Origin of the sequence: Methylotenera versatilis 7, assembly GCF_000799165.1 — a bacterium.
GTDB classification, from domain to species: domain Bacteria; phylum Pseudomonadota; class Gammaproteobacteria; order Burkholderiales; family Methylophilaceae; genus Methylotenera_A; species Methylotenera_A versatilis_A.
Window position 1 is genome coordinate 1 of record NZ_JUGF01000002.1, and the last position, 22782, is coordinate 22782.

A 22782-nucleotide genomic window follows, 5' to 3' on the forward strand; every position below is an offset into this window, starting at 1 on the left:
GCCAACGAATTCATTGTGGGCGGTATCCATGGTGTAGGTCCACACGCCGGCGGCGTTGATGCTGAACTTGCCGTAGCCGTTGGAACCGGCCACGTTGGTCTGCGCCACGAAGGTCGCGGCGCTGTCCACGTCGGTCGCCGTGAGTGTGCCGCCAGTGCTTTGTACGGCATTGGTCTCGGTCAGGTCGGCGGTACTGCTGCCAGTGATGACGGCCGCATCATTGGTGCCAAGGATGGTGACGGTGACGCTGGTGGTGGTGCCGTCGCTACTGGTCACCGTAAAGGTGTCCGTATAGGTGGTGCCAGCGACGAATTCATTGTGCGCGCTGCTGGCAACATAGGTCCAGGCGCCTGCCGCGTTGATGCTGAAGCTGCCGTAGGTGCCAGCAGTGGCGGTTTGGGCCACAAAGGTGGCTGGGCTGTCCACGTCGCTGATGCTGAGTGTGCCATTGGTGCTGAGCACGGCATTGGTTTCGGTGAGGTTAACCGTGGCGCTGCCCAGTACCGCCGCATCGTTGGTGCCAAGGATGGTGACGGTGATCACTTGCGTGGTGCCGTCGGCTGTCGCCACCGTAATGCTGTCGGTGTAGCTGGTGCCGCCAACGAATTCATTGTGGGCGGTATCCATGGTGTAGGTCCACACGCCGGCGGCGTTGATGCTGAACTTGCCGTAGCCGTTGGAACCGGCCACGTTGGTCTGCGCCACGAAGGTCGCGGCGCTGTCCACGTCGGTCGCCGTGAGTGTGCCGCCAGTGCTTTGTACGGCATTGGTCTCGGTCAGGTCGGCGGTACTGCTGCCAGTGATGACGGCCGCATCATTGGTGCCAAGGATGGTGACGGTGACGCTGGTGGTGGTGCCGTCGCTACTGGTCACCGTAAAGGTGTCCGTATAGGTGGTGCCAGCGACGAATCATTGTGCGCGCTGCTGGCAACATAGGTCCAGGCGCCTGCCGCGGTTGATGCTGAAGCTGCCGTAGGTGCCAGCAGTGGCGGTTTGGGCCACAAAGGTGGCTGGGCTGTCCACGTCGCTGATGCTGAGTGTGCCATTGGTGCTGAGCACGGCATTGGTTTCGGTGAGGTTAACCGTGGCGCTGCCCAGTACCGCCGCATCGTTGGTGCCAAGGATGGTGACGGTGAATCACTTGCGTGGTGCCGTCGGCTGTCGCCACCGTAATGCTGTCGGTGTAGCTGGTGCCGCCAACGAATTCATTGTGGGCGGTATCCATGGTGTAGGTCCACACGCCGGCGGCGTTGATGCTGAACTTGCCGTAGCCGTTGGAACCGGCCACGTTGGTCTGCGCCACGAAGTCGCGGCGCTGTCCACGTCGGTCGCCGTGAGTGTGCCGCCAGTGCTTTGTACGGCATTGGTCTCGGTCAGGTCGGCGGTACTGCTGCCAGTGATGACGGCCGCATCATTGGTGCCAAGGATGGTGACGGTGACGCTGGGTGGTGGTGCCGTCGCTACTGGTCACCGTAAAGGTGTCCGTATAGGTGGTGCCAGCGACGAATTCATTGTGCGCGCTGCTGGCAACATAGGTCCAGGCGCCTGCCGCGTTGATGCTGAAGCTGCCGTAGGTGCCAGCAGTGGCGGTTTGGGCCACAAAGGTGGCTGGGCTGTCCACGTCGCTGATGCTGAGTGTGCCATTGGTGCTGAGCACGGCATTGGTTTCGGTGAGGTTAACCGTGGCGCTGCCCAGTACCGCCGCATCGTTGGTGCCAAGGATGGTGACGGTGATCACTTGCGTGGTGCCGTCGGCTGTCGCCACCGTAATGCTGTCGGTGTAGCTGGTGCCGCCAACGAATTCATTGTGGGCGGTATCCATGGTGTAGGTCCACACGCCGGCGGCGTTGATGCTGAACTTGCCGTAGCCGTTGGAACCGGCCACGTTGGTCTGCGCCACGAAGGTCGCGGCGCTGTCCACGTCGGTCGCCGTGAGTGTGCCGCCAGTGCTTTGTACGGCATTGGTCTCGGTCAGGTCGGCGGTACTGCTGCCAGTGATGACGGCCGCATCATTGGTGCCAAGGATGGTGACGGTGACGCTGGTGGTGGTGCCGTCGCTACTGGTCACCGTAAAGGTGTCCGTATAGGTGGTGCCAGCGACGAATTCATTGTGCGCGCTGCTGGCAACATAGGTCCAGGCGCCTGCCGCGTTGATGCTGAAGCTGCCGTAGGTGCCAGCAGTGGCGGTTTGGGCCACAAAGGTGGCTGGGCTGTCCACGTCGCTGATGCTGAGTGTGCCATTGGTGCTGAGCACGGCATTGGTTTCGGTGAGGTTAACCGTGGCGCTGCCCAGTACCGCCGCATCGTTGGTGCCAAGGATGGTGACGGTGATCACTTGCGTGGTGCCGTCGGCTGTCGCCACCGTAATGCTGTCGGTGTAGCTGGTGCCGCCAACGAATTCATTGTGGGCGGTATCCATGGTGTAGGTCCACACGCCGGCGGCGTTGATGCTGAACTTGCCGTAGCCGTTGGAACCGGCCACGTTGGTCTGCGCCACGAAGGTCGCGGCGCTGTCCACGTCGGTCGCCGTGAGTGTGCCGCCAGTGCTTTGTACGGCATTGGTCTCGGTCAGGTCGGCGGTACTGCTGCCAGTGATGACGGCCGCATCATTGGTGCCAAGGATGGTGACGGTGACGCTGGTGGTGGTGCCGTCGCTACTGGTCACCGTAAAGGTGTCCGTATAGGTGGTGCCAGCGACGAATTCATTGTGCGCGCTGCTGGCAACATAGGTCCAGGCGCCTGCCGCGTTGATGCTGAAGCTGCCGTAGGTGCCAGCAGTGGCGGTTTGGGCCACAAAGGTGGCTGGGCTGTCCACGTCGCTGATGCTGAGTGTGCCATTGGTGCTGAGCACGGCATTGGTTTCGGTGAGGTTAACCGTGGCGCTGCCCAGTACCGCCGCATCGTTGGTGCCAAGGATGGTGACGGTGATCACTTGCGTGGTGCCGTCGGCTGTCGCCACCGTAATGCTGTCGGTGTAGCTGGTGCCGCCAACGAATTCATTGTGGGCGGTATCCATGGTGTAGGTCCACACGCCGGCGGCGTTGATGCTGAACTTGCCGTAGCCGTTGGAACCGGCCACGTTGGTCTGCGCCACGAAGGTCGCGGCGCTGTCCACGTCGGTCGCCGTGAGTGTGCCGCCAGTGCTTTGTACGGCATTGGTCTCGGTCAGGTCGGCGGTACTGCTGCCAGTGATGACGGCCGCATCATTGGTGCCAAGGATGGTGACGGTGACGCTGGTGGTGGTGCCGTCGCTACTGGTCACCGTAAAGGTGTCCGTATAGGTGGTGCCAGCGACGAATTCATTGTGCGCGCTGCTGGCAACATAGGTCCAGGCGCCTGCCGCGTTGATGCTGAAGCTGCCGTAGGTGCCAGCAGTGGCGGTTTGGGCCACAAAGGTGGCTGGGCTGTCCACGTCGCTGATGCTGAGTGTGCCATTGGTGCTGAGCACGGCATTGGTTTCGGTGAGGTTAACCGTGGCGCTGCCCAGTACCGCCGCATCGTTGGTGCCAAGGATGGTGACGGTGATCACTTGCGTGGTGCCGTCGGCTGTCGCCACCGTAATGCTGTCGGTGTAGCTGGTGCCGCCAACGAATTCATTGTGGGCGGTATCCATGGTGTAGGTCCACACGCCGGCGGCGTTGATGCTGAACTTGCCGTAGCCGTTGGAACCGGCCACGTTGGTCTGCGCCACGAAGGTCGCGGCGCTGTCCACGTCGGTCGCCGTGAGTGTGCCGCCAGTGCTTTGTACGGCATTGGTCTCGGTCAGGTCGGCGGTACTGCTGCCAGTGATGACGGCCGCATCATTGGTGCCAAGGATGGTGACGGTGACGCTGGTGGTGGTGCCGTCGCTACTGGTCACCGTAAAGGTGTCCGTATAGGTGGTGCCAGCGACGAATTCATTGTGCGCGCTGCTGGCAACATAGGTCCAGGCGCCTGCCGCGTTGATGCTGAAGCTGCCGTAGGTGCCAGCAGTGGCGGTTTGGGCCACAAAGGTGGCTGGGCTGTCCACGTCGCTGATGCTGAGTGTGCCATTGGTGCTGAGCACGGCATTGGTTTCGGTGAGGTTAACCGTGGCGCTGCCCAGTACCGCCGCATCGTTGGTGCCAAGGATGGTGACGGTGATCACTTGCGTGGTGCCGTCGGCTGTCGCCACCGTAATGCTGTCGGTGTAGCTGGTGCCGCCAACGAATTCATTGTGGGCGGTATCCATGGTGTAGGTCCACACGCCGGCGGCGTTGATGCTGAACTTGCCGTAGCCGTTGGAACCGGCCACGTTGGTCTGCGCCACGAAGGTCGCGGCGCTGTCCACGTCGGTCGCCGTGAGTGTGCCGCCAGTGCTTTGTACGGCATTGGTCTCGGTCAGGTCGGCGGTACTGCTGCCAGTGATGACGGCCGCATCATTGGTGCCAAGGATGGTGACGGTGACGCTGGTGGTGGTGCCGTCGCTACTGGTCACCGTAAAGGTGTCCGTATAGGTGGTGCCAGCGACGAATTCATTGTGCGCGCTGCTGGCAACATAGGTCCAGGCGCCTGCCGCGTTGATGCTGAAGCTGCCGTAGGTGCCAGCAGTGGCGGTTTGGGCCACAAAGGTGGCTGGGCTGTCCACGTCGCTGATGCTGAGTGTGCCATTGGTGCTGAGCACGGCATTGGTTTCGGTGAGGTTAACCGTGGCGCTGCCCAGTACCGCCGCATCGTTGGTGCCAAGGATGGTGACGGTGATCACTTGCGTGGTGCCGTCGGCTGTCGCCACCGTAATGCTGTCGGTGTAGCTGGTGCCGCCAACGAATTCATTGTGGGCGGTATCCATGGTGTAGGTCCACACGCCGGCGGCGTTGATGCTGAACTTGCCGTAGCCGTTGGAACCGGCCACGTTGGTCTGCGCCACGAAGGTCGCGGCGCTGTCCACGTCGGTCGCCGTGAGTGTGCCGCCAGTGCTTTGTACGGCATTGGTCTCGGTCAGGTCGGCGGTACTGCTGCCAGTGATGACGGCCGCATCATTGGTGCCAAGGATGGTGACGGTGACGCTGGTGGTGGTGCCGTCGCTACTGGTCACCGTAAAGGTGTCCGTATAGGTGGTGCCAGCGACGAATTCATTGTGCGCGCTGCTGGCAACATAGGTCCAGGCGCCTGCCGCGTTGATGCTGAAGCTGCCGTAGGTGCCAGCAGTGGCGGTTTGGGCCACAAAGGTGGCTGGGCTGTCCACGTCGCTGATGCTGAGTGTGCCATTGGTGCTGAGCACGGCATTGGTTTCGGTGAGGTTAACCGTGGCGCTGCCCAGTACCGCCGCATCGTTGGTGCCAAGGATGGTGACGGTGATCACTTGCGTGGTGCCGTCGGCTGTCGCCACCGTAATGCTGTCGGTGTAGCTGGTGCCGCCAACGAATTCATTGTGGGCGGTATCCATGGTGTAGGTCCACACGCCGGCGGCGTTGATGCTGAACTTGCCGTAGCCGTTGGAACCGGCCACGTTGGTCTGCGCCACGAAGGTCGCGGCGCTGTCCACGTCGGTCGCCGTGAGTGTGCCGCCAGTGCTTTGTACGGCATTGGTCTCGGTCAGGTCGGCGGTACTGCTGCCAGTGATGACGGCCGCATCATTGGTGCCAAGGATGGTGACGGTGACGCTGGTGGTGGTGCCGTCGCTACTGGTCACCGTAAAGGTGTCCGTATAGGTGGTGCCAGCGACGAATTCATTGTGCGCGCTGCTGGCAACATAGGTCCAGGCGCCTGCCGCGTTGATGCTGAAGCTGCCGTAGGTGCCAGCAGTGGCGGTTTGGGCCACAAAGGTGGCTGGGCTGTCCACGTCGCTGATGCTGAGTGTGCCATTGGTGCTGAGCACGGCATTGGTTTCGGTGAGGTTAACCGTGGCGCTGCCCAGTACCGCCGCATCGTTGGTGCCAAGGATGGTGACGGTGATCACTTGCGTGGTGCCGTCGGCTGTCGCCACCGTAATGCTGTCGGTGTAGCTGGTGCCGCCAACGAATTCATTGTGGGCGGTATCCATGGTGTAGGTCCACACGCGGCGGCGTTGATGCTGAACTTGCCGTAGCCGTTGGAACCGGCCACGTTGGTCTGCGCCACGAAGGTCGCGGCGCTGTCCACGTCGGTCGCCGTGAGTGTGCCGCCAGTGCTTTGTACGGCATTGGTCTCGGTCAGGTCGGCGGTACTGCTGCCAGTGATGACGGCCGCATCATTGGTGCCAAGGATGGTGACGGTGACGCTGGTGGTGGTGCCGTCGCTACTGGTCACCGTAAAGGTGTCCGTATAGGTGGTGCCAGCGACGAATTCATTGTGCGCGCTGCTGGCAACATAGGTCCAGGCGCCTGCCGCGTTGATGCTGAAGCTGCCGTAGGTGCCAGCAGTGGCGGTTTGGGCCACAAAGGTGGCTGGGCTGTCCACGTCGCTGATGCTGAGTGTGCCATTGGTGCTGAGCACGGCATTGGTTTCGGTGAGGTTAACCGTGGCGCTGCCCAGTACCGCCGCATCGTTGGTGCCAAGGATGGTGACGGTGATCACTTGCGTGGTGCCGTCGGCTGTCGCCACCGTAATGCTGTCGGTGTAGCTGGTGCCGCCAACGAATTCATTGTGGGCGGTATCCATGGTGTAGGTCCACACGCCGGCGGCGTTGATGCTGAACTTGCCGTAGCCGTTGGAACCGGCCACGTTGGTCTGCGCCACGAAGGTCGCGGCGCTGTCCACGTCGGTCGCCGTGAGTGTGCCGCCAGTGCTTTGTACGGCATTGGTCTCGGTCAGGTCGGCGGTACTGCTGCCAGTGATGACGGCCGCATCATTGGTGCCAAGGATGGTGACGGTGACGCTGGTGGTGGTGCCGTCGCTACTGGTCACCGTAAAGGTGTCCGTATAGGTGGTGCCAGCGACGAATTCATTGTGCGCGCTGCTGGCAACATAGGTCCAGGCGCCTGCCGCGTTGATGCTGAAGCTGCCGTAGGTGCCAGCAGTGGCGGTTTGGGCCACAAAGGTGGCTGGGCTGTCCACGTCGCTGATGCTGAGTGTGCCATTGGTGCTGAGCACGGCATTGGTTTCGGTGAGGTTAACCGTGGCGCTGCCCAGTACCGCCGCATCGTTGGTGCCAAGGATGGTGACGGTGATCACTTGCGTGGTGCCGTCGGCTGTCGCCACCGTAATGCTGTCGGTGTAGCTGGTGCCGCCAACGAATTCATTGTGGGCGGTATCCATGGTGTAGGTCCACACGCCGGCGGCGTTGATGCTGAACTTGCCGTAGCCGTTGGAACCGGCCACGTTGGTCTGCGCCACGAAGGTCGCGGCGCTGTCCACGTCGGTCGCCGTGAGTGTGCCGCCAGTGCTTTGTACGGCATTGGTCTCGGTCAGGTCGGCGGTACTGCTGCCAGTGATGACGGCCGCATCATTGGTGCCAAGGATGGTGACGGTGACGCTGGTGGTGGTGCCGTCGCTACTGGTCACCGTAAAGGTGTCCGTATAGGTGGTGCCAGCGACGAATTCATTGTGCGCGCTGCTGGCAACATAGGTCCAGGCGCCTGCCGCGTTGATGCTGAAGCTGCCGTAGGTGCCAGCAGTGGCGGTTTGGGCCACAAAGGTGGCTGGGCTGTCCACGTCGCTGATGCTGAGTGTGCCATTGGTGCTGAGCACGGCATTGGTTTCGGTGAGGTTAACCGTGGCGCTGCCCAGTACCGCCGCATCGTTGGTGCCAAGGATGGTGACGGTGATCACTTGCGTGGTGCCGTCGGCTGTCGCCACCGTAATGCTGTCGGTGTAGCTGGTGCCGCCAACGAATTCATTGTGGGCGGTATCCATGGTGTAGGTCCACACGCCGGCGGCGTTGATGCTGAACTTGCCGTAGCCGTTGGAACCGGCCACGTTGGTCTGCGCCACGAAGGTCGCGGCGCTGTCCACGTCGGTCGCCGTGAGTGTGCCGCCAGTGCTTTGTACGGCATTGGTCTCGGTCAGGTCGGCGGTACTGCTGCCAGTGATGACGGCCGCATCATTGGTGCCAAGGATGGTGACGGTGACGCTGGTGGTGGTGCCGTCGCTACTGGTCACCGTAAAGGTGTCCGTATAGGTGGTGCCAGCGACGAATTCATTGTGCGCGCTGCTGGCAACATAGGTCCAGGCGCCTGCCGCGTTGATGCTGAAGCTGCCGTAGGTGCCAGCAGTGGCGGTTTGGGCCACAAAGGTGGCTGGGCTGTCCACGTCGCTGATGCTGAGTGTGCCATTGGTGCTGAGCACGGCATTGGTTTCGGTGAGGTTAACCGTGGCGCTGCCCAGTACCGCCGCATCGTTGGTGCCAAGGATGGTGACGGTGATCACTTGCGTGGTGCCGTCGGCTGTCGCCACCGTAATGCTGTCGGTGTAGCTGGTGCCGCCAACGAATTCATTGTGGGCGGTATCCATGGTGTAGGTCCACACGCCGGCGGCGTTGATGCTGAACTTGCCGTAGCCGTTGGAACCGGCCACGTTGGTCTGCGCCACGAAGGTCGCGGCGCTGTCCACGTCGGTCGCCGTGAGTGTGCCGCCAGTGCTTTGTACGGCATTGGTCTCGGTCAGGTCGGCGGTACTGCTGCCAGTGATGACGGCCGCATCATTGGTGCCAAGGATGGTGACGGTGACGCTGGTGGTGGTGCCGTCGCTACTGGTCACCGTAAAGGTGTCCGTATAGGTGGTGCCAGCGACGAATTCATTGTGCGCGCTGCTGGCAACATAGGTCCAGGCGCCTGCCGCGTTGATGCTGAAGCTGCCGTAGGTGCCAGCAGTGGCGGTTTGGGCCACAAAGGTGGCTGGGCTGTCCACGTCGCTGATGCTGAGTGTGCCATTGGTGCTGAGCACGGCATTGGTTTCGGTGAGGTTAACCGTGGCGCTGCCCAGTACCGCCGCATCGTTGGTGCCAAGGATGGTGACGGTGATCACTTGCGTGGTGCCGTCGGCTGTCGCCACCGTAATGCTGTCGGTGTAGCTGGTGCCGCCAACGAATTCATTGTGGGCGGTATCCATGGTGTAGGTCCACACGCCGGCGGCGTTGATGCTGAACTTGCCGTAGCCGTTGGAACCGGCCACGTTGGTCTGCGCCACGAAGGTCGCGGCGCTGTCCACGTCGGTCGCCGTGAGTGTGCCGCCAGTGCTTTGTACGGCATTGGTCTCGGTCAGGTCGGCGGTACTGCTGCCAGTGATGACGGCCGCATCATTGGTGCCAAGGATGGTGACGGTGACGCTGGTGGTGGTGCCGTCGCTACTGGTCACCGTAAAGGTGTCCGTATAGGTGGTGCCAGCGACGAATTCATTGTGCGCGCTGCTGGCAACATAGGTCCAGGCGCCTGCCGCGTTGATGCTGAAGCTGCCGTAGGTGCCAGCAGTGGCGGTTTGGGCCACAAAGGTGGCTGGGCTGTCCACGTCGCTGATGCTGAGTGTGCCATTGGTGCTGAGCACGGCATTGGTTTCGGTGAGGTTAACCGTGGCGCTGCCCAGTACCGCCGCATCGTTGGTGCCAAGGATGGTGACGGTGATCACTTGCGTGGTGCCGTCGGCTGTCGCCACCGTAATGCTGTCGGTGTAGCTGGTGCCGCCAACGAATTCATTGTGGGCGGTATCCATGGTGTAGGTCCACACGCCGGCGGCGTTGATGCTGAACTTGCCGTAGCCGTTGGAACCGGCCACGTTGGTCTGCGCCACGAAGGTCGCGGCGCTGTCCACGTCGGTCGCCGTGAGTGTGCCGCCAGTGCTTTGTACGGCATTGGTCTCGGTCAGGTCGGCGGTACTGCTGCCAGTGATGACGGCCGCATCATTGACTGGAGTAATTGTAACTTGTGCAGTTACAGGATCAGATGTCGCACCATCATTATCTGTCACAACGAATGGCACATTTACACTGCCATTAAAATTCAATGCTGGAATAAAAATTAAACCCGTTGCTTGTGTAGGTGTTAGTGGCGTACCTGCGACTACTGTCGTAACCCCATCTGCCAGATACAATATACCTTGCGTTGTTGGTGGCAAAGCCGTAACGGTGACGCTGACAATTGAGCCATCTGGGTCGTTGCCTGCTAAGTTAAGTGTGGCATTTGTTGTATCTTCGACACCAGATGCACTGCTAAAACTTGCGGTAGGTGAAATATTGCTAGGTGGATTAACTGCTGGCGGCCTGGCCGCAGACACAAGGTAATCGGGGTCGTTACTTTGGCGAATCGTGTCATAACGACGACTTTCAAACTCTGAATTTGGTGTTCTATAATCAAAACCAAATACATTTAAATCGTGATCAATACGCGGCAAATTAATCGTATTACTTAGACCATCACTTAATTGCACTTCACGGTCTTGAATTAAACGGCTGCCATCTAAATATTCACGACTCGCGACCTCGTAGCTATAGTTAAATTTATTTAACACATCATCGATGCGCAACAAATCAACAAAAGCATGACCTTGTTGCGAGCCTGCATTTACACCATCGTTAACATCACTGCGTTCATTGGTAAGTGCTGCAACAATGTCATCAATATTGTCACCAGTTTGAATCGCTTGAATCAAACTTTGAATGGTGGCTTGAGAAACCGTCTTATCAGCAGGATCAACGATGTTATATAAAATGGCGTCACTTAGCTCTTGTGTAAATGTGACAGTTTGCTCGGACCCGATTTGCACAACGTTGCCATTAACAAGCTGCAACTCAACTATCGTGCCAGTTGGAGCCACGATGCTATCACCAGACTGGATAGAATCACCCAAATTTAATATGCGTTGCGCGCCTGTGGCGTCTACGATAATTGCTGAACCTGTGAGTAGTACTACGGTGCCAATTGTTGCCATGTTATTTCTCTCAAATATAAAAAGTAGATTACTTTTTTAGATAGTTGAATTAAACAGCAATGAGCACAAGAAAAACATTGGCCTAAAGGACAATAAGGGCAGGGAAAAGCTAGATATATTTTAAGATTAATATCTTAAAATCAAGTAAAAAATTAACTTTATTTTTGATTTTTATTGAGCATTAATGCCAGATGTAAACGATCTTTTGCACCTAATCGCTCAAAAGCAGCTGACAAGTGTGCTTTAACCGTGCGCTCTGTAATCGCCAGAATACGCGCGATTTCTTTATTACTTAAACCTTTCGCCGCCTCAATCGCCACCTGTTTTTCGCGATTCGTCAGCAAGCTCAAATGCTGGGTCACCTGTGCGTTTTGATTTCCCGCTAAAGTGCTCGAGACTTCAATTAGTCGCTTGAGTAAATCCTGTCCCATCCACACACCGCCATGACTAATTACCGTTTTGATTTCAGCCAAAACATTAGCAGGACTATAGGCATGCGAATAAGCAACCGCACCAAGGCTCATGGCATGTAATGCTTCTGCTTGATTAGGCGAATTCGTGAGCACGACTATTTTTGCCTGCGTATAATTTTGCTGAATAAGTGTAATAGTATTCGCCAACCATTCTTGCCTGTCTGGATTCATGTGCAGCCAAAATATAATGGCCTCGTTTGTTTGCACTTTAGCAGGCATTAAAAAATCGGTAATTCTCGCTTTAGGGAAAGCCTCTACCCAGCCATGCAAACCCGTACTGAAGGGTGAGATAAAAATATCCTGCATAAACGCCTTATCTTTCTGTAAAGGCGTACGATTTGGCTTTAAGTACGGGCTTAAGTAAATAAGAAAGAATCGTTTTTTTACCGGTCAAGATATCCACTTGTGCAATCATACCCGGAATGATCGGCAGATCCTTACCCAAACTGGCCTGTGCAGTACGCACGCGCACCACATAATAGGCATTACCTTTTTCATCTACTGTTGAATTGGCAGCAATACTTTCCACTTTCGCATCCAGCGTGCCATAAACCGTGTAATCATAAGCAGTCAGTTTAACAATTGCAGCTTGGTTAGGTCGTAAAAAGGCAATATCTTTAATTTGCACTTTAGTTTCCAGCACCAATGCGTCATCACTAGGTACAACCTCCAGCACTTCTTTACCCGGCTGAATCACTCCGCCGACCGTGTTATAAAATAATCGACTCACCCTGCCATTAACAGGCGACTTCAATGTAGCTTGCTTTACCCTATCGGTTAAGCCAACGCCAGTTTCCGTAATGCTGTTCAGCTTGGCACTTGTTTCATTCAACTCTGTGCGTACCTTACTGCGAAAGCTTTGCTCTGCTTCTGTTATCTTGCGTCTGGCTTCAGAAATAGATACTTGAATACGGCTACTTTGCGCACCCGCTTGATCAATTTCACCACGTGCCCGCGTTGCTTCACGCTCTAACTTTAAAATATCAATTTCCGATACTGCGCCGCTGGCTAATAACGGCCTATTTGCCGCCAGCTCCTTTGCAGCTGACTCATAGGTTTTTTCAGCAATTTCACGCTTATACTGTACTTCTATTAGCTCTTTTTCGCGCTGCGTCATTTGATCACGCGCAATATTAACAAGAGAACTTAACTCAGCTTGACTTGCATTATATAAAGCCTTTTCCTGCTCATAAACTTGTGGGTCTTGCGCCTTAACTTCTGGTGGCGGATTAAAAGCAACCCCTTCTGCCAATGCCATTAATCGCGCTTGTTTGGCCAATAGTGCTAAAAACTGACTTTTATTCTCGCGCAAAGATGACACTGCACGTGTTTCATCGATTTTAATAAGGGGCATACCAGCTTTCACTAAGTCACCTTCTCTTACTAAAATTTCCGACACTATGCCGCCATCCAGAGATTGAACCACTTGCACTTGGCGTGAAGGAATCACCCTACCCTCGCCCCGCGTTACTTCATCCACTTTGGCAAAAAACGCCCAAGTAATGACCACCAGCATAATGACTAAAATACCATAGAGTAGCTTTCTTGCTTTAAGTGGCGCCTGTTCCAAAATCGCTAATTCAGCCTCTTCATCCCAAACTAAATTATCACGCGTTTCTGTTGGCACGACACGATTAACTATCCAATATACAGGCGCAGTTATCCATGACTGTTTGTTTAAAAACGTATTAAAGGCACTGATGACTTTGAATAATCCCTGACTCATTCAATCATCCCGGATGCTGGTTTTTAGGTAAAGGATTTAGAAAGGTAATACTTAAGACTTTTTTGAGTGTCATATTTTTCATGCTAAAGGGCCTTACCAATCTTACCTGCACGTAGCGCTTCGATGATTTGGGCTTTGGCACCATCGGCTACGACACGGCCAGAGTCAATCACAATAATGCGATCAGCCAAATCGAATAAACCTGTACGGTGTGAAATCAACAATAATGTTTTACCCACAGACGCTTCCATCAAGCGCTTCTTAACGGCATCTTCTGCTGAATGATCCATCGCACTGGTTGGCTCATCCAGCAAAATAATAGATGGCTTACCGATTAGCGCACGCGCAATACCAACGCCTTGTTTTTGCCCGCCAGAAAGCGTTTCACCGCGCTCACCCACATTTAAATCAAAGCCTTTGGGATGTGCGTTAATAAACTCATCGATACCACCCGCATGCGCCGCAGCTAGAACTACGGCATCATCGGCATGCGGCATGGTTACGGTCAAATTATCACGCATAGTGCCATAAAACAAATGCGTTTCTTGCTGCACATAGCCCACGCAACGACGCAATTCAGCTGGATCAATTTGTCGCGCATCAATACCATCAATCAAAATAGCGCCTTCTGTTGGCTGATACAAACCAAGGATTAACTTATGAATCGTCGTTTTGCCAGATCCCATACGCCCCAATAAAGCCACCCGCTCACCGGCCTTTATTTTGAATGATACCTTAGTGAGCGCACTATCTTCAGCACCTGGATAATCAAAACTCACTTCTCTAAATTCAATATCACCCCTGAAACTTGGTCGTGATAAAAAACTGGAGTCTTGCGGACGTTCCACTGGCTTATTCATAATCTCGTCTAACGACTGTAGCGAAGTAGACGCCGTATGATACTGCGTGAGCAAGCCTGCTGTTTGTGAAATCGGTACCAATGCCCGCGAAGCCAGCATGGTGGATGCGATTAAACCGCCCATGGTTAAATCGCCACTAGTCACTAAATACACACCCAATAATATCAAGCTGATGGTGATTAATTGCTGGATGGCATTAGAACCATTATGAATCGAAGATGCCAGCAAACGTAACTTGCTGCCGACTTCTGTCAGGTATGTCGCACTATGCTCCCATTTACGCTGCATGCCGCCTTCTACACCGAGCGCTTTTATGGTTTCTAAGCCCACTAAGCTTTCAATCAAAGTAGCATTACGCAAAGCACTTGCACGGTACATGGTTTCTGAAAGCGCGTGCATTTTGCTTTGTACACTAAAAGCATAAATCAACATCACGATTGCGCCAACAATCACTGGGATCGCCATTAACGGAGCTATCCATGCCATGACGAAAATAAAAATAATACCGAAAGGTACATCAATTAAAGTGGTAATAGTGGCGGAAGTAATAAAGTCACGTACGCTTTCAAACGAACGTAAATTGCTGGCAAAAGAGCCGACAGAATTAGGTCGTTGTTCCATACGCAAACCAAGTACCTGCTCCATAATGCGCGCACTTAGCTTGATATCGATGCGCGTACTGGCCCAATCTAAAAAGTAAGCACGCATAGTGCGCAGGATAAAATCACCAATAACAATAACGGAAACGCCAATTGCCAACACCCACAATGTCTCTACTGAGCGATTGGGTACGACACGATCATATACATTCATGGTAAAAAGCGGCATGGCTAATGCAAACATGTTTACCACAAAAGCCGCCACCATCACATCACGGTAAATACGTTTATTTTCAGCTAAAGCACCCCAAAACCAGTGCCTTAAACGCACCGCGCCGACAATTGGTGCGCGTTTATCAAACACATATTTAGGTTTAGTGACAATGCAATATCCAGAATATTGAGCAGCAACTTCATCTAAAGTTACCAGCACTTCCGCATCGCCAAGCTCGGGGTAAATTACGCATGCTTGATTAGTTTTTGTATCAAAACTAACTAAGTTGCAAGCTTCATCGTTCTGCAATAAAAGTGTAACAGGTAAAAATTCAGCGCGAATTTGATCAATGGGTTTTTTAAGAATAGTGACGGCTAAATTAGCACGCTCTGCTGCACGTTTAAATAAGGCAGGCGTCATTTTCCCGTTACGCAACGGCAACCCAGCGATTAAAGCATCTTTGGTCGTTGCAATTTGATGTGCTCGACAGGCAAGTAACAAGCAACTAAGTAATGAATCATTGCCACTAACCTGCCCTTGTATCAAAGCATCTAAATTTAAGTGGGTAGAATCTTTAACGCTAACTAGCTTTTCCGAAATGCTTTGTGGGCTATTTGGATTTTTTGCGTCCTGACTTTTATTGTCTAGACTCATCACTTCAACCTGTTAAATTATATATTTAAAGCAATGTATCAATATTTTCCGAATACTACAATTGCACTAATCGTTAATTAGTTGCTTAATATGCAACGTGTATGGCAAATTTAATACATTAGAATGCAGACCATTAAATTAAAAATATAATTTATAGCCCCAAATTAAGTTTTATTGTGTGTATATTCAGTGTTTTGGGGCAAATAAAAAACCTGCCGAAGCAGGTTAATCAATTTATTTTAAATATTTACTTAAAGCAGAGCACTTTCCTTCTAGCGAAAAAAATCTCCTAATATTTCTAGACCACTCTATTACATGCAGGACAACTAAAGTAATTACGCCGGCAATAAAAGTACTTATAAATATACGATTAATTTCGAGATCAAATATTAGGGCATGCAACGCCCCCAATGATGTAACTATCATTAATATATCTGGAATTGTTATTAAAAATAATAACACTTTAATTACTTCCTTTTTTTCAGATTTAACCTGATCGTTATTTATTTGTGCCTCGGCATAAAGTCTAACCGCTGAAATGTAAACTGAAAGTGCAATCGCAGTTTGAAATAAATCTTTTGTTTCAATTGTCATGATAGTAAGCCTCTCATAAAAATTTCTACGTTAGATAAAGCAAGCAACTTAATCTAAATAAAATGAGAATTGCTCGCCAACCCAATTTATATCATTAAACATTTATACATACAAAAAACCGGCAGTTACGCTGGCTATTGAGCAGTCAAGGATTTTGATAGGCGTTGAGATAAAGGCAAAGACCTCACGCTTCCACGAGGCCCAGTGATAGAGCTAATCTCTAACTCTTTATAGCGACCTCTATACGAAGACTTAACCCAGATACTTTTGAAAGTTGAGACGTTATTAATATAACGTTGCTAAACAAACTTGAGGATGGAGGCGCGAGCCGGAGTCGAACCGGCCTAAACGGCTTTGCAGGCCGCGGCATAACCGCTTTGCTATCGCGCCATTAGTATTTCACTTTATAGTGACTTGATTAAGTAAAATACTTGGTTTATTTAAATACTTAATAAACCAAAAAACCAATGCTTGAAACCAAAACGGCGAAAGCATGCATGCATTCGCCGTATTCAGTTATTATTTGGAGCGGGAAACGAGACTCGAACTCGCGACCTATACCTTGGCAAGGTATCGCTCTACCAGCTGAGCTATTCCCGCGTCGTTAAGACAGCCAGCATTATAGCGGTTTTCAGCCCTACGTCAACACTCAAATGACTATTTTATTATTAATTTAAGCGATTATTTTTCGATTAAAAAATCTAATGAATAGACTCTTTAAGTTGCGGCCATGCCGCTTTTATATAATAAGCCATTGATAATAATGTTAAAAAAGCCGCAAATATAATCAATATTTGTCCTACAAATTTGGTATTAAAATGCCCTAAAAACCCTAAATTTAAACTGTCATAATAAAGTAATAAAAATATCGCCAGCATTTGTGCGGCAGTTTTTATTTTACCAATACTGGCGACAGCTACATTTCCTCTACTACCAGCACCTGCCATCCATTCACGCAATGCACTAATCGCAATTTCACGTCCGATGATAATTAAAGCAATTACCGCGCCGATACGTTCAAACTCGACCAACACAATCAAAGCTGCGGCTACCATTAACTTATCGGCCACAGGATCTAGGAATGCGCCAAAGTTAGATGCCTGATTAAATTTACGCGCCCAAAAACCATCTAGCCAATCGGTAAATGCAGCAAGGGCAAACACCCATGCCGCGGTGACATTAACCCAATGTGCAGGAATCGCTGCCAAGCTGGCTTGGTCGTTTGGTAAATAAAAAATCCCCACGAATACAGGAATTAGCGCGATGCGCAACACGGTTAAAATATTGGGGACGTTCCACAACATAGGATTTTTATAACACTTTATTTTTAATATAATTTTTGGTTAATGAAGTTGTTCGTAAATTTTTTCAGCAAGCAGTTGGCTAATACCTTCGACTTGCGCAATTTCGTCCATACTAGCACTTTTCACACCGTCTAATCCACCAAAACGCATTAACAATGCTTTACGGCGTTTCGCACCAACCCCTTCAATATCTTCCAAGCTTGAAGTGATGCGCGCTTTCGCACGTTTGGCACGATGACCCGTAATCGCAAAACGATGCGCTTCATCGCGAATTTGTTGCAGCAAATGCAAGCCTTGATTGTCTTTTTCCAGATTCAGCATTTCACCTGTGTCAGAAAATATCATTGTTTCCAAACCTGGCTTGCGCTCTTCGCCTTTGGCAATACCCACCAATAATATATCTGCCAGCCCGACTTCCTGCATCACTTCAATGGCAATGCCTAGTTGGCCTTTGCCGCCATCAATAAATACCAAGTCAGGTCGCACACCTTCGCCTGCCGCCACTTTTTTGTAGCGGCGCGTGAGCACATCACGCATCGCCGCATAATCATCGCCAGGCGTAATACCAGTGACGTTATAGCGGCGATATTCACTATTTTGTAAATTACCTTTATCAAACACCACACAGCTACCCACTGTGGCCTCACCCATCGTATGGCTGATGTCAAAACACTCGATGCGTTCTGTTGATTCCGGCAGATTCAACGCCTCTCGCAATGCGATCAAACGCGCCTCTTGGTTGCTTGCTGCTGCTTGCTTTTGTGTCAATGCCAGTTCCGCGTTGGTTTGTGCCATTTTTAACCATACGCGTTTATCACCAATAGCATTGGTGATGATTTTTATTTTGCGCTCAGACTGCTCACTGAAAGCCTGCTCAAATGTTTTGGTATCGACTTCCACTCCGCACACAATCATTGGCGGTGTGTTTTGTGCCACGTAATGTTGAGTTAAAAACGCCTCTACCGTTTCCACTAAATCCGCATCTTGGGCATTTTTTGGCATAAAGCTTTTATCGCCTAAATGCCGTCCGCCGCGAATCATCACCAAGTTAATGCAATGCTGACCTTGAATATTCGCACAAGCAATCACATCGGCATCGGAAACACTAAAGTCGCTGACAAACTGTTTGGCCTGCACTTGGCGCAGAGCCTGCATGCGATCACGAAATACCACCGCCATTTCATATTCCTGATTCGCCGCGGCAGTATTCATTTTATCGCCCAAGGCATCCATTACCTCACTGGTTTTGCCTTCCAAAAACAATGCGGCGTGATTCACATCATGCGCATAATCCTCGGCCGAAATGTAATCCACACAAGGTGCGGTGCAACGCTCAATTTGGTATTGCAAACAAGGGCGACTGCGATTGGCAAATACAGTATTCTCGCAAGTACGCAGCTTAAACACTTTTTGCAACAGTTGAATACTTTCGCGAACGGCGACTGAATTTGGGAAAGGCCCGAAATAACGACTGCCTTTTCGCTGCGCACCGCGATGAAAAGCCAAACGCGAAAATTTGTCGCCTGTGAGCGTAATGTAAGGGTACGATTTATCGTCACGAAACAACACGTTGTAACGCGGCATCAAGCCTTTGATGAGATTATTTTCCAGCAGCAAGGCTTCTGCTTCGCTTCTTGTTACCGTCGTTTCTATCTTGACGATATTACTCACCATCATGCGGGTGCGCGGGCTGGCCAGATTTTTATTAAAATAGCTAGAAACCCGCTTTTTAATGTCTTTAGCTTTGCCGACATAAATCACCTCATCTGCAACGTTAATCATGCGATAAACGCCAGGCAGATTGGGGAGATTTTTTAGGGTAGGCTTTGGATCGAACATTTCATTATTTTAGCACCACATACATTACTTTTCGGTTGCAGCACGAAGGTGCGCGACTTAGCTGTCACAGCGTCACGAAATCTAATCGCTTAGCAACTTCCCACCAATTGACCAATCTTCATAGGGTACTTCCTCAAACGTAATATACGTATAAGATTTTGGTTTATGCGCAACGCGCTCTAAAGTTTCGGTGATTTCTTTGGCAATTTGCGCTTTTTGTTCGCGGCTAACTTCGCCTGCTAATTTGATATTGACGTATGGCATTCAAACACTCCTTTAACTTAATGAACATTCACGACATAAAACTTTCATGATGTGAGAGCTTAGACCGCCTAATCATGTTTATGTGCCGAATTTAATAGTGACTTTTTATTGGTACCGTCTTTCAAAGCAAGACGAATATCATTCGCCAGCTTCAATGTCACCACTAAAATCAATGCAGAAATAAATAACGATAAAAGAGGATCGGCTGCCAGCCAGCCAGTGAAGTAAATCACGGCACCAGCCAGCAATGCAGCAACCGAACCCAATAAGTCGCCCAGTACGTGCAACAACGCGGCACGATGATTCAGATTATCTTTACCGCCATGATGATGCGCTTGGTGATGTAAACGCTGCGCAACAATCACATTCACCACCAAACCAATAAACGCAATCAGCATGACATATCCGCCAGTAATATTGAGTGGATTCTTTAAGCGCTGAATCGCCTCAAAAATAATCCAGGCGACAACGACGAACATCAATGCCACATTAATAATAGATGCGCGAATCTCAATCTGACTTTGCCCAGAAGCATGTTTTATTAACGGTTTTTTTTGTGCTTGTGTTGACGCATACCAAGCCAGTGCGAGCGCGAACACATCTGAAAACATATGCCATGCATCGCCCAAAAGCGCTAATGATTGCGTCCAGATACCGCCTGCAAATTCAATAACGGCAAAACCTAAAATTAAAAAAAACGGAACGGCGAATGGATTGCCGTGAGAGTGATTGTCGTCTTCTGGTTGCGGTTTACTCAAGTGATCACCTTTGATTAATTGCTTAAATATTTTATGAATCATACAAGAAATCACGGCTTTGCCTCTATAATTTTGCCATGCAATATTCGACCATTTTGATATGTTAAGTTACCGCCACGCCTTTCATGCAGGCAACCATGCCGATGTATTGAAACATTATGTTTTGAGCCTTGTATTGGATTACTTCAATCAAAAACCTACGCCATATTGGTACATTGATACGCACGCAGGCGCAGGTTTCTATGCATTAAAAGATGCGTTTTCTCAGAAAAATGGTGAATTCGAGACGGGTATTGCACGATTAATCGATGCACAAAGATTGTCACCGACATTAAGTCACTTTGTTGATAACATTCAATCATTTAACGAAAAAAAATTACTGGATTTTTATCCAGGTTCACCCAAGATTGCAGAACGTTTTTTGCGTGCCGACGACAAAATGCGCTTATTTGAATTGCATCCAAAAGACTATCAACTGTTGCTTGAAAATTTTATCAACGCCAAAAGCAGGCAAACCAAAGTCGCCCAGCAAAACGGCTTTGATGGCATTAAAGCCTGTTTACCACCTCCACCGCGACGCGCAGTGGTATTAATTGATCCACCTTATGAAGTTAAAGACGATTACGTACTGGTGGTTGATTGTATTAAAGATAGCTTAAAACGTTTCGCCACTGGCACTTATATGATTTGGTATCCGTTGTTGCAGCGGCCAGAACCACAACAAATGCTGCAAAACTTACAAAAACTTAACCCTAAAAACTGGCTGAATATTAGCTTAACCGTACAATCGCCCAGCGAAAACGGTTACGGTATGCACGGCAGCAGCGTATTTATCATCAACCCACCCTATGTTTTACCAGCGTTACTAAACGAATCCATGCCAATCTTGACCGAATTGTTAAGCTTAGATGAAGCTGCGAATTATCAACTCACAAGCCACATGACATAAGGTAAAATACGGCCTTCAATTTAAGTCTGACTTTTTTATTATTTTAAGATTAACCCAGAGAAATTTATGCAAACCAAAACCAAACCTACTCCCGGCGAATACAAGCAAGGCAATATTATGTCGAATATCTTATTTGGCAGCCGCTGGTTACAATTGCCACTTTATTTGGGTTTAATCATAGCGCAAGCGGTCTATGTATTTCACTTTGGCGTTGAGCTAACTCACTTAGTAGAAAAAGTGCCCAACCTAAAAGAAGCAGACATCATGTTGATTGTATTGGGTTTAATTGATGTGGTGATGATTTCTAACTTGCTGATTATGGTGATTGTGGGCGGCTATGAAACCTTTGTATCGCGTCTAAACTTGAGTGGGCATCCTGACGAGCCTGATTGGCTATCGCATGTCAACGCCAATCTGCTCAAAGTAAAACTGGCTACTGCAATTATCGGCATTTCATCGATTCATCTGCTTAAAACGTTTATTAATGCCGAAAATTTGACCGATAAAGTATTGATGTGGCAAACCATTATTCACATGACCTTTGTGTTCTCAGCAGTTGCGATTGCTTATATCGATAAATTAATGACACATAACGATACTCAGCATTAAAAAATACCAAACAAATTTAATCATTGCAGGCCGCAATCAAATCAGCCCGCAATGATTAATATAAACGCTGAATAGTTGCGGTGTTTTCCGCATTTAAGCTCACCGAGAAATTATGCACCGCAATGGTTTTTTCATTCTCGGTTTTAATAACCACACGCCAATCACCCACAGCTGGATCGCTTTTATACGTATATCCTCTGAACCCGTTATAACGGCCACCACTCACAATAAAACTCGCACGCGACTGTAAAACCCAACCTTGTTTTGTATGGCGTTGCCAATCGTGAAATAGCTTGGTTTTTAAACCTGCCGGCGCAAAAATCGTTGAAAAACAATATACTCTTTGCCCACTTGTCACTTGTAAATCGTCACTGGTTTTACGCCAAAACTTCCACCATGAAGATTTTTGCTGACTTAACTGATACTTTCCATTCACTTTTTCGATGGCATAAGCCATAGCAATATCGCGCTTTACTAGCGGCACTGGCGGTATCATATCAGCAGCATATGCCAGCATCAACAAACCCGCAATGATCGAAACAGGCCAGATGCTGCCTATATTGTCCGGCGTTTTTGTGTACAGCCAATAGGCAAAAACCGCGCCTAATAAGGTACTTAAATAAAACCAAATACTGAGTACGCTGCCCAGTAAAAACGGCAACGCAAAGTTAAACAACAGCATGGCGCATAAGCCAAACAATGCCCAACTGATGGTAAAGCGTCGATAATGATTTTCCAGAAACTCATTGGCAATCAATAAACTAGCCAGCAGTAAAGACATCAGCCAAGCCAGCCAATGGCTAGAACTTTTAAAATATAAAATAAACAGCGCGCTTAACAAGCTGCCAAATAAAAATTGCAGCAAAAAATACGGCGCGCGCGAAGTGACGATTGCATATAAACGCGAAGGCAGATTAGCTTCATCTGCCAGAATAAAACTGGGGCGACTGATGAAAAACAGAATCAAACCCGCGGCCAATAAATAGCCTGCAAAAATGATTAAATCAGTAGCGGATACATTGCGGCCTATTGTGAGTGCGTCCCAAATAAATCCCGCAAAAAAGAAAACCGCTGGCAGGTAACTGCCAACGGTTTTTGATGCTTGCTTGACGCGTTCTAGCAATTGAACGGCAACTTAAATT

At 50.7% G+C, this 22782-nt stretch carries 13 protein-coding genes, 2 tRNA genes and 2 pseudogenes; 2 read left to right on the forward strand and 15 right to left on the reverse strand.

All coding sequences use genetic code 11. The features are described from left to right. The 14 genes and pseudogenes from K370_RS12350 to K370_RS04030 all read right to left on the reverse strand — a co-directional run. Positions 1-1125: pseudogene (locus K370_RS12350) on the reverse strand (VCBS domain-containing protein); the annotation flags it as partial. Continuing rightward, positions 1079-1306 (reverse strand): annotated as a pseudogene (locus K370_RS12250) (VCBS domain-containing protein); the annotation flags it as partial. The pseudogenes K370_RS12350 and K370_RS12250, both read right to left, overlap by 47 nt. 105 nt (positions 1307-1411) lie before the next feature. Then, positions 1412-6001, reverse strand: coding sequence for a beta strand repeat-containing protein (locus tag K370_RS12195; protein WP_152603138.1), 4590 nt, complete (start codon positions 5999-6001; stop codon positions 1412-1414). Beyond that, positions 5914-10797, reverse strand: a complete 4884-nt coding sequence (locus K370_RS12060; RefSeq protein WP_081977155.1) for a beta strand repeat-containing protein — start codon at positions 10795-10797, stop codon at positions 5914-5916. Before K370_RS12060 ends, K370_RS12195 begins: the two co-directional genes overlap by 88 nt. 158 nt (positions 10798-10955) lie before the next feature. Beyond that, the gene (locus K370_RS03985) at positions 10956-11576 is read right to left on the reverse strand and encodes a helix-turn-helix transcriptional regulator (RefSeq protein WP_047538992.1); all 621 of its coding nucleotides are present in this window, start codon (positions 11574-11576) and stop codon (positions 10956-10958) included. 7 nt (positions 11577-11583) lie between these two features. Continuing rightward, positions 11584-12996 (reverse strand): HlyD family type I secretion periplasmic adaptor subunit, encoded by a 1413-nt coding sequence (locus tag K370_RS03990; RefSeq protein WP_047538997.1) that lies wholly within the window; start codon positions 12994-12996, stop codon positions 11584-11586. An 83-nt stretch (positions 12997-13079) separates the two neighbouring features. Further along, positions 13080-15323: a type I secretion system permease/ATPase gene (locus tag K370_RS03995; protein WP_081977156.1), complete on the reverse strand. Its 2244-nt coding sequence runs from the start codon at positions 15321-15323 to the stop codon at positions 13080-13082. Positions 15324-15557: 234 nt separating this feature from the next. Then, entirely contained in the window at positions 15558-15917 is a 360-nt protein-coding gene (locus tag K370_RS04000) for a hypothetical protein (protein WP_047539000.1), read from the reverse strand. A gap of 316 nt (positions 15918-16233) precedes the next feature. Next, a tRNA-Cys gene (locus tag K370_RS04005) sits at positions 16234-16307 on the reverse strand. A 134-nt stretch (positions 16308-16441) separates the two neighbouring features. After that, positions 16442-16517, reverse strand: a tRNA-Gly gene (locus K370_RS04010). Positions 16518-16618: 101 nt separating this feature from the next. Further along, positions 16619-17221, reverse strand: a complete 603-nt coding sequence (gene pgsA, locus K370_RS04015; RefSeq protein WP_047539002.1) for a CDP-diacylglycerol--glycerol-3-phosphate 3-phosphatidyltransferase — start codon at positions 17219-17221, stop codon at positions 16619-16621. A gap of 39 nt (positions 17222-17260) precedes the next feature. Next, positions 17261-19060 carry an excinuclease ABC subunit UvrC gene (gene uvrC, locus K370_RS04020; protein ID WP_047539005.1) on the reverse strand — a complete coding sequence of 600 codons (1800 nt, stop codon included), beginning with the start codon at positions 19058-19060 and terminating at the stop codon, positions 17261-17263. 81 nt (positions 19061-19141) lie between these two features. Beyond that, positions 19142-19324, reverse strand: coding sequence for a tautomerase family protein (locus K370_RS04025; RefSeq protein WP_047539011.1), 183 nt, complete (start codon positions 19322-19324; stop codon positions 19142-19144). A 68-nt stretch (positions 19325-19392) separates the two neighbouring features. Then, positions 19393-20082, reverse strand: coding sequence for a cation diffusion facilitator family transporter (locus tag K370_RS04030; RefSeq protein ID WP_047541602.1), 690 nt, complete (start codon positions 20080-20082; stop codon positions 19393-19395). Between the two features lie 100 nt (positions 20083-20182). Between K370_RS04030 and K370_RS04035 the strand changes: the two genes are divergently transcribed. Next, entirely contained in the window at positions 20183-21031 is an 849-nt protein-coding gene (locus K370_RS04035) for a 23S rRNA (adenine(2030)-N(6))-methyltransferase RlmJ (RefSeq protein WP_047539013.1), read from the forward strand. Between the two features lie 66 nt (positions 21032-21097). Continuing rightward, positions 21098-21640: a TIGR00645 family protein gene (locus K370_RS04040; RefSeq protein ID WP_047539016.1), complete on the forward strand. Its 543-nt coding sequence runs from the start codon at positions 21098-21100 to the stop codon at positions 21638-21640. A gap of 55 nt (positions 21641-21695) precedes the next feature. Here the strand turns inward: K370_RS04040 and K370_RS04045 are convergent, their stop codons facing one another. Further along, positions 21696-22763, reverse strand: coding sequence for a DUF2914 domain-containing protein (locus K370_RS04045; protein ID WP_047539019.1), 1068 nt, complete (start codon positions 22761-22763; stop codon positions 21696-21698). Positions 22764-22782 lie beyond the last annotated feature (19 nt).